The organism is Amycolatopsis sp. NPDC000009, from assembly GCF_055563465.1.
In genome coordinates, this window is record NZ_JBVHDI010000025.1 from 122523 (window position 1) to 136781 (window position 14259).

A 14259-nucleotide genomic window follows, 5' to 3' on the forward strand; every position below is an offset into this window, starting at 1 on the left:
CGGCCCATCATGGTCGACCCGCGCGCGGCGGCGCAGCCGGACACAGGACGATCCGGGGCTCGACTTTGGTCGGAGGCGACGCGCGACGCGGTGCCGATGTACTCCCGGATCACGCGGGCGAAGCTGGGATCCGACCGTGAACCAGGAGGTAGGAAGCATGACCAAGGGCGGCTATCTGGGGCTGCAGATCGTCGGGATGGTGACCGTCGCCGTCTTCGCGCAGGCCGCCATCCGCAGCCTCTTCGATCATTCCGCGACCCAGTTGTGGGGCGCGTTCGACTGGGTTCCCGGTGAGTGGGGTGGCAGGTTGCTCGTGTTCCTGCTGTTCGTGGCCGCGGGAACGGTGCTGGCGGGCTGGGCTCATGATCGCGGGAAGCAAGCGCCCCGCTAGGAGGACGCGGGTCCGCTAGTATCCGCAGCCGGGCGTTTTCCGTCTACATCGGACGGAACGCGGGGTCTGGTCGATGGCGGGAGAATGCATGGCGGACGGAGTTGGCTCGCTTGCGGGGTGGTCCGCCGATCCCACCGAAGTGACCAGCTACGTGGGCCGCGACGCCGAAACCGGTGAAGCGCGACGTCTGCTGAACGCGTCGTCGCTGGTCACGCTGACCGGGCCGGGCGGCGTGGGCAAGACGCGGCTGGCGTGGCGGGTCGCCACTGCCCACCACGAGGCGACCGCCGACGAGGTCGCGTTCGTGTCGCTGGCCGAGCTGCGGGAACCGGCGTTGCTCGTGCCCACCGTGGCGAACGTCCTCGGCTTCGGTGACCGCTCGGCGAAACCGGCCATCGAGGTGGTCGTCGAGGCGCTTCAGGCGAGCCGGTTGCTGCTGGTGCTGGACAACTGTGAGCATCTGGTCGACAGCTGCGCCTGGTTCGCCGACACCGTGGTCCGGGCCTGTCCACAGGTGACCGTGCTGGCCACGAGCAGGCAGTCGCTCGGGGTGGCGGGTGAACGTGTCCTGCCGGTGCCGCCGCTGGCGATCCCGGAGCAGGGCGACTCCTTCGAACGCGTGACGAACGACGAGTCCGTGCGGCTGTTCGTGGACCGCGCGACCGCGGTCGCGCCGTCGTTCCGGCTCACCGAGGCGGACACCGAGCCGCTGATCCGGCTGTGCCGCAGGCTGGACGGGCTGCCGCTGGCCATCGAGCTGGCGGCCGTCCGCGCGCGGGCGTTGTCCCTTCGCCAGCTGGCCGACCGCCTCGACCGGCAGTTCTCCGTGCTCACGAAGGACCGGCGGGGGCGGCCGGAGCGGCACGAGACCATGCGGGCCCTGATCGACTGGAGCCACGACCTGTGCACCGGGCCCGAACGGCTGCTCTGGGCACGCGCGTCGGTGTTCTCCGGCAGCTTCGACCTCGACGCCGCCGAACAGGTCTGTTCCGGCGGCGAACTGCCGCGCGAACGGGTCCTCGAAGTCGTCGACGGGCTGCTCGACAAGTCCATCCTGCTGCGCGAGGAGTACCGCGGCGGCGTGCGGTACCGCATGCTGGAATCGGTGCGCGAGTACGGCGTCGACAGGCTCAGCGAAACGGGCGGGACGGCGGAGTTCCGGAAACGGCACCGGGACTGGTTCGCCGAACTCGCCGGCCGGTACGCCGCCGAATGGCTGGAGACCGATCAGCTCGCTTGGATCGGACGGCTGCGCCGCGAACACGCGAACCTCCGTGTCGCCCTCGACTACTGCACCGGCGATCCCGAGGACGCGATCATCGGGATGCGGATGCTGCGCGACGTCAAGGAGTTCTGGATCGTCCGCGGGCTGAACACCGAAGGCCGGATGTGGGTCCGCCGTCTCGACGAGGCCGCCGCGCCGGGCGTCCCCGAACGGGCACACGTCCTGTGGCTGTCCGGTTTCCTGACCCTGGTGCAAGGAGACCTGCCCGCCCACCGGTGCATGCTGGAGCGGGCGGCCACCGAAGCCGAGACCAGCGGTGACGAACTCGCCGCCGCGTACGTGCTCCACGTCCGCGCCTACGCCGCGCTGATCGGCAACGACATGGCCGAGGCGGCACGCCTGTTCGGCACGGCCATCGACCTGTTCCGCGCCCACGGTGACGAAGGCGGGGACCTCTGGGCGAGTTACAACCACGGGCTCGCCATCTGGCTGAACGGCGACATCGACCGCGGCCGGGCGGTGCTCGCGGAAGCCGTCGAACGCTGTGAGCGGCAGGGCGAGGTCTTCTGGCGGGGCTGGGCACTGTGGTCGCGCGCCGCCGCCGAATACCTCCAAGGTGATCTCGCGGTGGCGAGCCGCTGCTGTGAACAGGTGCTGCGCCTGCACGCCCGCGTGGACGATCGCGTCGTCATCGGGTTCACGCTCACCGTGCTGGCCGGCTGCGCCGCCCGCACCGGACGGCCCAACCGGGCCGCGATCCTGCAGGGCGCCTCGATGAACGTGTGGCGCACGGTGGGCGCGTGGCCGACGCGGTACGAGGCGTTCACCGAACCGCTCCTCGCCGACACCGAGGTCGTGACGACGGCGCTGGGCTGGGAAGTCGCGGTCAAGGAGTTCGCCGACGGCGCCGCGATGCCCATCGCCGATGCCATCGCGTACGCACTCGAAGAACGGTCGCCCGAACCGCGGAACCAGGCCGCGCAGGTGCTCACCAAACGCGAGACCGAGATCGCGCACGTGGTCGCCGAGGGGCTGACGAACCAGGAGATCGCCGACCGGCTCGGCATCGCCCGGCGGACGGTGGACACCCATATCGACCACATCCTCACCAAACTCGGCTACTCCAACCGCGTCCAGGTCGCCACGTGGGTGACCAGGACCGCGGAATCCGCCTGACGCTCACGCCACCCTCATCGGAGTCGCCTGCCCTCCCGGTTCGGGCGTGAGCAGCTCCGCGCGCAAGGCGATCCTCAGGTCCAGCCGCGCCTGCGGGTCGTCGAGCCGGGCGCCGAACAGCGCCCGGAGACGGCGCAGGCGGTTGCGCACCGTCTGCGGGTGGACGCCGAGGTTGTCGGCGATCTCGGGTGCCCCGCCACGGGCGGAGAGCATGGCGTCGAGGGTTTCGGCGAGTTTGGTGCGCTCGTTGACGGGCAGGCCGTCGATCGGGGCGAGGCTGCGCTCGACGAGCGCGGTCGTCAGCACCTCGTCGGCGAACAGCCAGTGCGTGGTCAGGTGGTCCGACCAGCGCACGAGCGGACCGTCCTCGATCACCTCGCGCCGGACCAGCTCGAGGGTCCGGCGCGCCCACCGCAGGGACACCGCGGCCTCGGCGGGCGCCACCGCGGGCCCGACCGCCGCCCGCGTCCCCGCCAGGACACGTCCGATCTCGACGTCGTCCGGCACGAGCAGGTGCGGGTACTCGCCGGTGAGGTCGGCCAGCACCTCCGGGCCGAACGAGGCGCGGACCGCGCCGGGCTCCGCGGCGACGGCCACCACCCGGGCGGGCGGTATCCAGCCCGCCTCCGCCGCGAGGCCCGCCCATTTCGACGGCGGGCGGCCGCTCAAGATCTCCCTCAGCAGGTCTTGCCGTACTTCGGCGAGCGACGGAGTGTGCGCCGCGCGGTAGGCGGCGGTGGACAGCCGGATCAGGACGTCCGCGCAGCGGAGCAGGGCCTCCACCCCGGTGTCCATCAGGGCCGACCCGGCCCCGGGCTGCCGGGACAGCGAGGCCAGCGCGGGCAGGGCACCCCGGCCCGCCGAGTGGTAGGCGCGGGAGAGCCGTTCCAGTTCCTTGCCCGCCGCGTACTCGGCGACGCCGACCTGGCGGAAGGCGTCCGCACCGGCCGCGATGCCCAGGTTCATCCCGTCGTGCTCAAGCAGCGAGGCGACGAACTCCGTGGCTCGCGCGTCGAACAGTGGTGCGTGCTCTGGCAGCGAGTGCCGGATCCCGTCGACGACCACGCGGGCGATCACGAGGGCGGCGGTGCGGGCTGGGGCGTGGGACGCGGTCAGGGTCATCATCGACCTCCGGAGCAGCGGGAATCGTCGGGCCGCCGAGTCTGCTACTCCGGAGTAGCGGGGCACATCGGGTGAATTACGTACTCGCGCCTCTCCGCTCTACGCATCACCCGTTCGTGGGGGCCAAGGGGTCGGACCGTACATCGCCGTGGCGCACGTCGTCGCCGGGACGGCTCGCGAGACCGTGTCGCGTCACGTCCGTCCCAGAACGTCACGCAGTCCCGCGTGACTGGTCCGGTCACGCCGGGTGTGTGGAAATAGAGACGTTGAACGTCCCTATTTCCACACACCCCTCACCCGCGGTAACCCTCATGAACCCATCGAACACGCCAAACGGCACACGGCCGCCTACTCGCAAACGGCTCCGTGCGCGGCGCTGCGGACGACCTTGGCGTATTTGCCGAGCACTCCGCGCGTGTACGCCGGGGGCTTGGGGGTCCAGCCCTCCTTGCGCGCCTCGATGTCGTCGATCTCGACCTCGAGTGTCCGGTTCGCGACGTCGAGGGAGATCGGGTCGCCGTCCCGCACGAACGCGATCGGGCCCGCGTCGACGGCCTCCGGGGCGATGTGACCGACGCAGAGCCCGGTCGTGCCTCCGCTGAACCGGCCGTCGGTGATGAGCAGGACGTCCTTCCCGAGTCCGGCGCCCTTGATCGCCCCGGTGATGGCGAGCATCTCCCGCATCCCCGGCCCGCCCTTGGGGCCTTCGTACCGGATGACGACGACGTCCCCGGCGACGATCCGGCCCTCGGCGAGCGCGTCGAGAGCGGCCCGCTCGCCGTCGAACACCCGCGCGGTGCCGGTGAAGGTCGATTCGTCGAAGCCCGCCGACTTCACCACCGCGCCTTCGGGCGCCAGCGATCCCTTGAGAATGGTCAGCCCGCCGGTCTTGTGGATCGGGCGGTCGAGCGGGCGGATGATCTCGCCGTCGACCCCGGCGGGGGCGATGCCTTCGAGGTTCTCCGCCATCGTCTTGCCGGTCACGGTGAGCACGTCGCCGTGCATGAGCCCGGCGTCGAGCAGCGCCTTCATCACCACGGGGATGCCGCCGACCTTGTCGACGTCGTTCATCACGTACTTCCCGAACGGCTTCAGGTCGCCGAGGTGCGGGACCTTGTCCCCGATCCGGTTGAAGTCGTCGATCCGCAGATCGACCTCCGCCTCGCGCGCGATCGCCAGCAGGTGGAGGACGGCGTTGGTCGAACCGCCCAGCGCCATCACGACGGCGATCGCGTTCTCGAACGCTTCCATGGTCATGATCTGCCGCGCGGTGATGCCCTGGCGGAGCATCCCGACGACGGCCTCGCCCGACCGGTGGGCGAACCCGTCACGGCGCCTGTCGACGGCGGGCGGAGCGGCCGACCCGGGCAGCGACATGCCGAGCGCCTCGGCGACCGACGCCATGGTGTTGGCGGTGTACATCCCGCCGCAGGCACCTTCGCCGGGACAGATCGCGCGTTCGATCCTGTCCACCTCGGCGCGGCTGATCTTCCCCGCCAGGCAAGCGCCGACAGCCTCGAAGGCGTCGATGATCGTGACGTCCTGGCCGTCCACCTGCCCGGGCATGATCGAGCCCGCGTAGAGGAAGACCGAAGCGAGATCGAGCCGCGCCGCCGCCATCAGCATGCCCGGCAGGGACTTGTCGCAGCCCGCCAGCAGCACGGAACCGTCCAGCCGCTCGGCCATCATCACCGTCTCGACCGAATCGGCGATCACCTCGCGGGACACCAGCGAGAAGTGCATTCCCTCGTGTCCCATGGAGATGCCGTCGGACACCGAGATCGTGCCGAACTCCAGCGGGTAGCCGCCGCCCGCGTGCACGCCGTTCTTGACCGCCTTGGCCAGCCGGTCGAGCGACAGGTTGCACGGCGTGATCTCGTTCCACGAGGACGCCACCCCGATCTGCGGTTTGGCGAAGTCGTCGTCGCCCATCCCGACCGCGCGGAGCATGCCGCGGGCCGCCGCACGCTCCAGGCCGTCGGTCACGTCGCGCGAACGAGGTTTCAAATCCGGCTGGTCTTGCGGCATCGGAACACCTTTCTTCGTGGCGGGACACCGGGCACGCTGCCAATCCGGCGCGCCCGGCGCAACTCACCGCTCCGCGACGATCGGAGCCGCTGGCTACTGACACGTCGTTCCGATACCTTCGAGGGGGAACCCGCACGGACGGAGTCCTGATGTTCGCACTCAAGACCGCTCCCTTCCGGCAGAAGGCGGAGGCGATCGCCAAACCGGTCACCCGCTGGAGCATCGGCCACGCCATCCCCCGCGTCGCCCTGCGGGCCGCGGCGCGCCGGGGCGATCTCCAGGGCAGGCTGTCCGTCGAGGCGAGCGGCGGAACGGACCTGAGCGGGCTGTTCGACGAGATCCGCTCGCACGGCGCCATCGCCACCACCCGGGTCGGGCACGTCAGCACCCGGCATTCGGCGTGCAAAGAGGTGCTGGCCAGCGACGCGTTCAAGACCGTGCGGTTCGTCCCGGACAACCCGCTGCTCAACCGGCTGGTCGCGTGGTCGTCGTCCGGCCTGATCCATCCGATCGAACCGCCGTCGCTGCTCGCCAGCGAACCGCCCGACCACACGCGTTACCGGAAGCTGGTCACCCGCGTCTTCACCGCCCGCGCCGTCGAGCAGCTGCGCGAGCGCACGCAGGCGATAACCGACGAACTGCTCGACGGCCTCGACCCGGCGGACCCCGTCGACCTCATCGAGCGGTACTGCGGGCTCCTGCCGGTCACCGTGATCAGTCAGATCCTCGGCGTCCCGCCGGAGGAACGCGACAAGGTGCTCGCACTGGGCGGCGCCGCGGCCCCGAGCCTCGACCTCGGGCTGCCGTGGCGGACCTTCCGCACGGTGGAGGCGACGCTGGCCGAGTTCGACTCGTGGCTCACCCTGCATCTGGAGAAACTGCGGAAGAACCCAGGCGACAACCTGCTCAGCAAGCTGATCGCCGCCCGCGAGGACGGCGTCGGCCTGACCGAGCGGGAACTCAAGGCCACCGCCGGACTCGTGCTGGCGGCCGGCTTCGAAACGACCGTGAACCTCCTCGGCAACGGCATCGCCCTGCTCACCCGGCACCCGGGTGAACTCGCGAAACTGCGGGCGAATCCGGAGCTGTGGAGCAACGCCGTCGACGAGATCCTCCGCTACGACCCGCCGGTTCTGCTCACGGGCAGGCTGTCCGCGCGGGACACCGAGATCGGCGGGGCCCGCATCGAGCGCGGCGCGATCGTCACCACCGTGCTCGCGGGCGCCAACCGGGACCCGGAGATCTTCGACGACCCCGAGACCTTCGATGTCGAGCGGGCGAACGCGCGGGAGCACGTGTCGTTCGGCGCGGGGCGGCACTACTGCCTCGGCGCTTCACTGGCACGGATGGAGGGCGAGATCGGGCTGCGGTCGATCTTCGAGCGCTTCCCCGGCCTGCGGCTGCTCGACGGCGCGCGCCGGCGCGAGACCCGGATCCTGCGCGGCTTCGAGACGCTTCCCGCCGCACTCGCCTGACTCGTGAGTGGTAAGGACGGTTCTAACCGTCCTTACCACTCACGAGAGGTGACGGAATGTCTTCCGCGGTGCTTTCGGTGCTGGACACCTCCCCCATCGTCGAGGGCTCGACACCGCGCCAGGCGTTGCTCAACACGGTCGACCTGGCGCGGCTCGCCGAAGAACTCGGCTACCACCGTTACTGGGTTCCCGAGCACCACGGCATGCGCGGCGTCGCCAGTTCCGCGCCGGCGGTCCTCATCTCCCACCTCGCGAACGCCACGAAGCGCCTGAGGGTCGGCGCGGGCGGCGTCCTGCTGCCGAATCACCCGCCGCTCGTCGTCGCGGAACAGTTCGGGACGCTGGCCGCCTTGCATCCGGGACGGATCGACCTCGGGATCGGCCGCGCGCCGGGCGGTTCGAAGGCCGCCTCCGCCGCGGTTCGTCCACAAAGGACGAAGGCCTTCGGCGAACAGCTGGCCGAACTCCAGTACTATCTGAACCCGCCCGAGGACGCCGAGGTGAAGGCGATCCCCGTTCTCGGCGGCAACGTCCCGGCGCTCTGGTTGCTCGGCCGCTCACCCGAAAGCGCCGCGCTGGCGGCGAAACACGGTCTGAAGTACGCCTTCGCCCACCATCTGGCGCCGGACGCACCGGTCGAGGCCGACCTGGTGAGCGTCTCGGTCATCGCGGCCGAGGACGACGAACGCGCCGAATGGCTCGCGGGTTCGACCCGGCTGAAGGTGCTCAGCCGGATCCGCGGCCACCGCATCCGGCTGCCCAGCCCCGAGGACGCGGCGGCTTTCCCTTATACCGCCGACGATCGCGCCGAGATCGCGAAACGCTCCGGCGCCGTGCTCACCGGCAGCCCGGAAACGCTCGTCCGGAAACTGCAGCGGATCCTCGACGAGACGAGGTCCGGCGAACTCATGGTGACCACGCTGCTGTATCACCACGCCGACCGCCGTCGCTCCTACGAACTGGTCGCCTCGCTGGCCGGACGGCTCATGGCGTGCTCGAACAGGTCCGCCAGCTCGCGCGCGTAGACCGCCACCTCGGTGTCGGGCCGGGCCATCAGTTCGGCGGGGGCGGCCTCCATCGCGGCGATCACCGACACGGCCATGACCCGCGGCGAGAACTCCCGCAGCTCCCCCACCTCCTGCCCTTCCCGGAACATGGCCTCCAGTTCGGCCAGCGTCTTCGCGTTCTGGTCTTCGAACCAGCTCCGCGCGGCCTCGGCATCCCTGGACGCCGAGGCGATCTGGCCGATCGCGATGATCTCCTTCGGCCGCCCGGCGGAATAGAACACGAACCCCTCGATCAGGGCACGCAGCGCGGCGGTGTAGCTCTCGGCGCCCTCGGCCCGCGCGCTGAGTGCCTGGTCGATCGAGGTGTGCACGGTCAGCATGACCTGCTTCATCAGCTCTTCGCGCTTGGCGAAGTGATACGTGATCAGCCCGGGGCTGATCCCCGCCCGCCGCGCGATCTGCACGAACGACGCCTTCGCGTAGCCGATCTCGGCGATGGTCTCGATGGTCGCCGAGACGATCTGCGCGCGCCGCGCCTCCTCGATGAACGAGCGCCGCTCCTGGCCGCCCGGCTCATTTTCTGGTTGCATGAACAGTAGCCTAGTTGAGCAACTAGCGAGGGGATAGTCATGATCAGTCGCAAGACGTTCTTGAAATCCGTCGCGGGAGCGGTGGCGGTCACGAGTCTCGGCGGGGGTATGGCCGAGGCGGCGGGCAAGCCTCGACGGCTGCGCGGCGGGGTCGCCTACGACACCGGAGTCCTGCACGCCGCGGGTGAACCGCTGAGCCGGGTGCGCTGGGGCAGAGGACAGCTGGAGCGCGAGATCGGGGTGATCGCCGGAGAGCTGCGCTGCCCGTCGATCACCGCGTTCGGCACCGACATCGGCAGGCTCGCCGAGACGACGTCCACCGCGTCGCGCCGCGGGCTGGAGGTCTACGTCCAGCCCCGGCTCTACGACCACCCCCAGGATCAGGTCCTCGACCATCTGGCCGAATCCGCCCGGCAGGCGGAGCGGCTTCGCCACGGTGACGACGTCAAGTTCGTCGCCGGATGCGAGCACCTCCTCTTCACGCCGGGCATCGTGCCGGGCGCGACGTTCCAGGAGCGGATCGCGAACATGGCCACGATCCCGCCGGAGGAATGGCCGGGGATCATGGACCGGCTGGCCGATTTCCTCGCGCGGGCGGCGGACGTCGCGCGCCGGAATTTCCGCGGCCGGATCACCTACGCCTCGATCGGCGGCGCGGAACCGGTCGACTGGACCCTCTTCGACATCGTCGGAATCGACTACTACCCGTACTTCGCCACGGATGCCGAGTACACAAAGGACCTCGCCCAGTACCGGCGATGGAACAAACCGGTGGTGGTGCTGGAGTTCGGTTCGTGCACCTTCACCGGCGCCGCGCGGGCCGGCGGGATGGGCTGGGACATCGTCGACTACGAGCAGGTCCCGCCCCGGATCAAGCCGGGCCATCTGCGGAACGAACGCGAACAGGCCGACCACCTCGCCCGCCTGCTGCGCGTGTTCACCGAGGCGGGCCTGCGGGGTGCGCACGTGTACACCTTCATCGCGCCGAACCTGCCGCATCGTCCGGCCCGGCCGGAGTTCGATCTCGACATGGCCTCGTACAGCCTGGTGAAAACCTTGCGGGCACGGCAAGACGACGAGAATTCGCCGTACCGGTTCGAGCGCAAGCTGTCCTTCGACGCGCTCGCCCGGCACAACCGCGGGTAGCGGGCATTTTTACCGGACCAGCGACGGAAACCGGCCGGTAACCTCACGGCCGTGACGACGGACCGCGAAGGCAAGGAAGCACCGGAGCTGCCCGCCTTCACCGTCATCGGCTGCCTTCTCGGCTTCTTCATGACCATCCTGGTCCTGATCGGGCCGTCCCTGCTCTGGATCAGCACCCGCTTCGCTCCCGGCGACGACGACCGCCTGGTCGTCATCGCCATGGGCGTCGTGTTCACGCTCGGCGGGCTGGGCACCGTCGGATCGCATCTCCGGCAGAACGCCAAGGCCCGCGAGGCGCACCGCGGGCTCGACCGGTCCGGGGTCCGGGCGAACGCCGAAGTCGTGTCCAGGAAACGGATCTGGGTCGGCGAAGTGAGTACACCCGCGGACGACGTCGGCCTCGTCGTCACCGGACCGGGGGTGACCCCGTTCAGCGCGCGCGTCCTCACCGAAGACGTCGGGCGCTTCGAAACGGGCAGGGTGGTACCCGTCGACGTGGACCCGAGGACCCTCCTGTTCCGCCTCGCCGACTGACCTCGTCACGATCATTGCCCGGCAGCATCGTATCGCTTATCGTATATGAAATTCACCCCCCGATGCTGCGAGGTGACCCCCGTGACCACCGCCACCGCCGACCCGACCACCACCACGGTCGCGCGAGATTTCACCGATTTCCGCACGGTGGTGTCGCAATCCTTCGTGCCACTGCACGTGACGAGCGAGCACCGGGACCACTTCCGCGGCCGCATCCGCTCGTGTGGCGCGGACGACGTCCAGCTGACCGAGGTGACCGCGTCGGCGCACGTGGTCGAGCGGACGCCCGAGCTCATCGCCAGGGCGGACAGGCACTACTACAAGCTGAGCCTGATCCTGTCCGGGACCGGGCTGCTGGTGCAGGACAACCGCGAGGCGATGCTGCGCCCCGGAGACGTGGCGCTGTACGACACGCACCGGCCGTACACCCTGGCGTTCGAAGAGGATTTCCGCACGCTCGTGGTGATGTTCCCGCAGCGGCTCATCGATCTCCCCCGCGACCTGGTCGGCCAGCTGACCGCGGTGCCCATGTCGGGCAAGCGGGGTATGGGCAACGTGGTGGTGCCCTTCCTCGCGCAGCTGGGCAGCAATCTCGACCAGCTCGGCGGTCCGGCGGGTGTCCGGCTCGCGCATACCGCGGTCGACCTGCTCGCCACGCTGTTCGCCAGCGAACTGGACCTCGCCCGCGCGACCGCCGGGCCGCACCACGAGCTGATGCGCCGAGTGCTCGCCTACATCGACTCGAACCTCTCTTCCACCGATCTCGGCCCGGCGCAGATCGCCGCCGAGCACTACATCTCCACCCGGCATCTGCACGGCCTCTTCCACGAACAGGGCACGACCGTCTCGGGCTGGATCCGCACCCGCCGCCTCGAACACTGCCGCCGCGAATTGCTCGACCCCGTGCACACTTCGCGGCCCGTCGCGGCCATCGCGGCGAAGTGGGGTTTCGTCGACGCACCGCATTTCAGCCGGGTGTTCAAGACGGAATTCGGCTGCTCGCCGAGCGAACTGCGCCGCGGCTTGACCGTGAGCGACCGGTTGTTGCCGCCCAGCGCGTGACGGCTTCCCCTTCGCGGGCGGTCGCCTCGACGATGACCGCATGCCCGAAGCACCCGAGGAACAGTGGCGCACCTATGACGAGTTCGCCGCCGGAATAGCCACCTACCGCCTGCCGAACGCGGACCTGTCGGGACGCGAACTCACCGTCACCCTCGACGACGGAAAGACGCTGGCGCTGCGGTTCGAAGACGCTGAAACCGTCACCTGCAACGGCATCGAGGATCCGTACGACGCGGTCGCCGTCCGGGAAGACGTCTTCTTCGTCAATCTCCCACACGCCAGCGTCGAAGGGGAAGCGCTCACCGTCGTCTTCTCCACGACGACACATCGCGCGCTCGCCGTGTGTTCGGTGATCGGCGCCGAAGACGTCGAAGGGGTTCCCCGTGTCTCCCAGACGTTCTGGTCCGGCACGACCGACGGGGGCACGCCGTCCGGCGAGGTGCCGGGTCCGTCACGCGACCTGATCGGCAAGCGCAACATCTACCGGTACAGCCCCGAACACCTCTACGAGCACGTGTACGTGTCCTCGCAACGTTATGCCTGGCAATGCCTCGAAGGTGTGCAGCGCGGTCACGGGGACATGGACCTGTCGACGGTGTGGAAGTTCCAGGACGGGCTCTACCTGTTCTGTTTCCGCGAATTCCGCATCGCCGTGGCCAGTGTGTGGCTGCACGACCTCGGGTACGCGCTGAAGACCACAGGTGTCTTCCTCGGCTTGACCGGCGACGGCCGGTCGGAACATTCCCGCGCGGGCGGGCACATCTACCCACTCGGCGCCGTCGCCTATCCCGACGCGCAACCGGTTTAAGGAGTCTCAGTGTCCAATCTCGACATCATCGCCGCGCACTACGCCGCGAGCGACCGGGGAGATCTGGCGGGCATGCTGGCCCCGCTCGGTCCCGGGACGACCTGGACGGAGGCGGCCGGTTTCCCCTACGCCGGCACGTACACCGGCCCGGAACAGGTACGGGACAACGTCTTCGGCGCCATCGCGAAGGACTGGGACGGCTACACTTTCACGCTCGGCGAGCTTCTCGACGCCGGTGAAACGGTGGTCGGCATCGGGACCTACCGGGGCAAGCACCGCGAGACCGGTCGCTCGTTCACCGCGCGCGTCGCGCACGTGTGGAAGTTCGACGGCGGCGAGGTCACGTCGTTCGAGCAGATCGTCGACTCGGTGCCGGTCGTGAACGCCATGGAGAACCGGTGAAACCCGCGCGGCGCCTCGTCGCCCTCGCCGCCGCCGTCCTGCTCGCCACCGCGGCCTGCGCCGGCTCCGAAAGCGGTTCGAGCGGACCGATCGTGGTCGGTTCGGTCAACGCGCTGAGCGGCGCGGCCACCTTCCCCGAGGCCTCTCAAGCGGCCAAAGCCGTCTTCGACGCGGCCAACGCGAGCGGCGGCGTGAACGGCAGACAGATCCAGTACAAGGCCCTCGACGACAAGGGCGACCCGGCGGCCGCGGCGGCCGCCGCCCGTGAGGTCGTCGGCCGTGACGAGGCGGTGGCGCTCGTCGGTTCGTCCAGCCTCATCGAGTGCGAGATCAACAACAAGTACTACGAGCAGCAGAAGATCCTGTCCATGCAGGGTATCGGCGTGGACCCGGCCTGTTTCTCCAGCCCGAACATCGCCCCGGTCAACGTCGGGCCGTACCACGACATGACGCTGACCCTGCTCTACGGCTCGGAAACGCTGAAGCTGAACGACATCTGCGCGCTGCTGGAGATCGCGGGCAACACCCTGCCGTCGTATCAGGCGGCGATCGACGAATGGTCGGCCATCACCGGCAAGAAGCTCAAGTACCTCGACGCGACCGTGCCCTACGGCGGTTCTGACTACACCTCCTACATCGTCAAGGCGCGTAACGCCGGGTGCAAGGCGATCACGGTCAACCCGGTCGAGCCGGATTCCATCGGGCAGCTCAAGGCCGCCGCGGCGCAGGGCTGGAACGACGTCACGTGGCTGCTGCTCACCAGCGTCTACAGCGAGAACTACGCCAAGGCCATCACCAACGCCGGCGCCGGGGTGTACGTGCCCGCCGAGTTCTACCCGTTCACCGACGCGACCAGCCCGCAGAACAAGGACTGGCGCGAGCTGATGACCAAGAACAACATCCCGCTGACCTCGTTCAGCCAGGGCGGTTACCTGGCGGCGAAGTACTTCCTCGACGTCATCCGCGGGATCCAGGGTGACATCACCCGCGAATCGGTGACCAAGGCCTTGCGCGAGATGAAGCCGATCACCGATCCGATGGTCGGCACGCCGTATGTCTTCGGCCCCGGCCAGACGCACCACGACAACACCGCGGGCTGGCCGATCAAGCTCGCCTCCGGCACCAACAAATGGGAACTCGTCGCCGACGACTGGCTGCGGATTCCCAAGAAGTAACGGTCGTGCTGGCCGGGGGGGGGGGGGGGGGGGGGGGGGGGGGGGGGAGGTGATAGCAGCCCCACGCCCCCCCCAAAGGGAGGGGGGTGTTGTGTGGTTGGGGGGCGGGGGGGGGGGC

General features: G+C 69.4%; 13 protein-coding genes. 10 read left to right on the forward strand and 3 right to left on the reverse strand.

What is annotated here, in order from left to right:
- The first annotated feature begins 136 nt into the window (after positions 1 to 136).
- Together ACZ3HL_RS39655 and ACZ3HL_RS39660 are read left to right on the forward strand one after the other, a co-directional pair.
- Positions 137 to 391, forward strand: coding sequence for a hypothetical protein (locus ACZ3HL_RS39655; protein ID WP_465536789.1), 255 nt, complete (start codon positions 137 to 139; stop codon positions 389 to 391).
- 88 nt (positions 392 to 479) lie between these two features.
- Entirely contained in the window at positions 480 to 2792 is a 2313-nt protein-coding gene (locus tag ACZ3HL_RS39660) for an ATP-binding protein (protein ID WP_465536791.1), read from the forward strand.
- Positions 2793 to 2795: 3 nt separating this feature from the next.
- Here ACZ3HL_RS39660 and ACZ3HL_RS39665 read toward each other — a convergent pair whose 3' ends face one another.
- Positions 2796 to 3917 (reverse strand): helix-turn-helix domain-containing protein, encoded by a 1122-nt coding sequence (locus ACZ3HL_RS39665; RefSeq protein ID WP_465536793.1) that lies wholly within the window; start codon positions 3915 to 3917, stop codon positions 2796 to 2798.
- 345 nt (positions 3918 to 4262) lie between these two features.
- Positions 4263 to 5942, reverse strand: coding sequence for a dihydroxy-acid dehydratase (gene ilvD, locus ACZ3HL_RS39670; RefSeq protein WP_465536795.1), 1680 nt, complete (start codon positions 5940 to 5942; stop codon positions 4263 to 4265).
- Between the two features lie 149 nt (positions 5943 to 6091).
- Here ilvD and ACZ3HL_RS39675 point away from each other — a divergent pair, with 149 nt between their 5' ends.
- Positions 6092 to 7417, forward strand: coding sequence for a cytochrome P450 (locus tag ACZ3HL_RS39675; protein WP_465536797.1), 1326 nt, complete (start codon positions 6092 to 6094; stop codon positions 7415 to 7417).
- Between the two features lie 56 nt (positions 7418 to 7473).
- Positions 7474 to 8442: an LLM class flavin-dependent oxidoreductase gene (locus ACZ3HL_RS39680; RefSeq protein ID WP_465536798.1), complete on the forward strand. Its 969-nt coding sequence runs from the start codon at positions 7474 to 7476 to the stop codon at positions 8440 to 8442.
- Here the strand turns inward: ACZ3HL_RS39680 and ACZ3HL_RS39685 are convergent.
- Entirely contained in the window at positions 8370 to 9014 is a 645-nt protein-coding gene (locus tag ACZ3HL_RS39685) for a TetR/AcrR family transcriptional regulator (protein WP_465536800.1), read from the reverse strand. The genes ACZ3HL_RS39680 and ACZ3HL_RS39685 overlap by 73 nt on opposite strands.
- 39 nt (positions 9015 to 9053) lie before the next feature.
- On the opposite strand from ACZ3HL_RS39685, the gene ACZ3HL_RS39690 reads away from it, so the two are divergent.
- The 6 genes from ACZ3HL_RS39690 (at position 9054) to ACZ3HL_RS39715 (ending at position 14141) form a co-directional block, all read left to right on the forward strand.
- Positions 9054 to 10160 carry an abortive phage infection protein gene (locus tag ACZ3HL_RS39690; protein WP_465422127.1) on the forward strand — a complete coding sequence of 369 codons (1107 nt, stop codon included), beginning with the start codon at positions 9054 to 9056 and terminating at the stop codon, positions 10158 to 10160.
- A gap of 51 nt (positions 10161 to 10211) precedes the next feature.
- Positions 10212 to 10694 (forward strand): hypothetical protein, encoded by a 483-nt coding sequence (locus tag ACZ3HL_RS39695; RefSeq protein WP_465422128.1) that lies wholly within the window; start codon positions 10212 to 10214, stop codon positions 10692 to 10694.
- Between the two features lie 81 nt (positions 10695 to 10775).
- A complete protein-coding gene (locus ACZ3HL_RS39700; RefSeq protein WP_465422129.1) occupies positions 10776 to 11756 on the forward strand; it encodes an AraC-like ligand-binding domain-containing protein in 981 nt (326 codons plus the stop codon).
- Between the two features lie 40 nt (positions 11757 to 11796).
- Positions 11797 to 12564, forward strand: a complete 768-nt coding sequence (locus ACZ3HL_RS39705) for a MoaF C-terminal domain-containing protein (RefSeq protein WP_465536801.1) — start codon at positions 11797 to 11799, stop codon at positions 12562 to 12564.
- Positions 12565 to 12573: 9 nt separating this feature from the next.
- Positions 12574 to 12966 carry a nuclear transport factor 2 family protein gene (locus ACZ3HL_RS39710; protein WP_465536803.1) on the forward strand — a complete coding sequence of 131 codons (393 nt, stop codon included), beginning with the start codon at positions 12574 to 12576 and terminating at the stop codon, positions 12964 to 12966.
- The gene (locus ACZ3HL_RS39715) at positions 12963 to 14141 is read left to right on the forward strand and encodes an ABC transporter substrate-binding protein (protein ID WP_465422132.1); all 1179 of its coding nucleotides are present in this window, start codon (positions 12963 to 12965) and stop codon (positions 14139 to 14141) included. The genes ACZ3HL_RS39710 and ACZ3HL_RS39715 overlap by 4 nt, the downstream gene beginning before the upstream one ends.
- Positions 14142 to 14259: the final 118 nt, after the last annotated feature.

Bases quoted from the DNA above. Each gene is read 5' to 3' on its own strand.
- ACZ3HL_RS39660 (WP_465536791.1), top strand. From the start codon at position 480: ATGGCGGACGGAGTTGGCTCGCTTGCGGGGTGGTCCGCCGATCCCACC.
- ACZ3HL_RS39675 (WP_465536797.1), top strand. From the start codon at position 6,092: ATGTTCGCACTCAAGACCGCTCCCTTCCGGCAGAAGGCGGAGGCGATC.
- ACZ3HL_RS39685 (WP_465536800.1), bottom strand. From the start codon at position 9,014: ATGCAACCAGAAAATGAGCCGGGCGGCCAGGAGCGGCGCTCGTTCATC.
- ACZ3HL_RS39665 (WP_465536793.1), bottom strand. From the start codon at position 3,917: ATGATGACCCTGACCGCGTCCCACGCCCCAGCCCGCACCGCCGCCCTC.
- ilvD (WP_465536795.1), bottom strand. From the start codon at position 5,942: ATGCCGCAAGACCAGCCGGATTTGAAACCTCGTTCGCGCGACGTGACC.
- ACZ3HL_RS39680 (WP_465536798.1), top strand. From the start codon at position 7,474: ATGTCTTCCGCGGTGCTTTCGGTGCTGGACACCTCCCCCATCGTCGAG.
- ACZ3HL_RS39690 (WP_465422127.1), top strand. From the start codon at position 9,054: ATGATCAGTCGCAAGACGTTCTTGAAATCCGTCGCGGGAGCGGTGGCG.
- ACZ3HL_RS39705 (WP_465536801.1), top strand. From the start codon at position 11,797: ATGCCCGAAGCACCCGAGGAACAGTGGCGCACCTATGACGAGTTCGCC.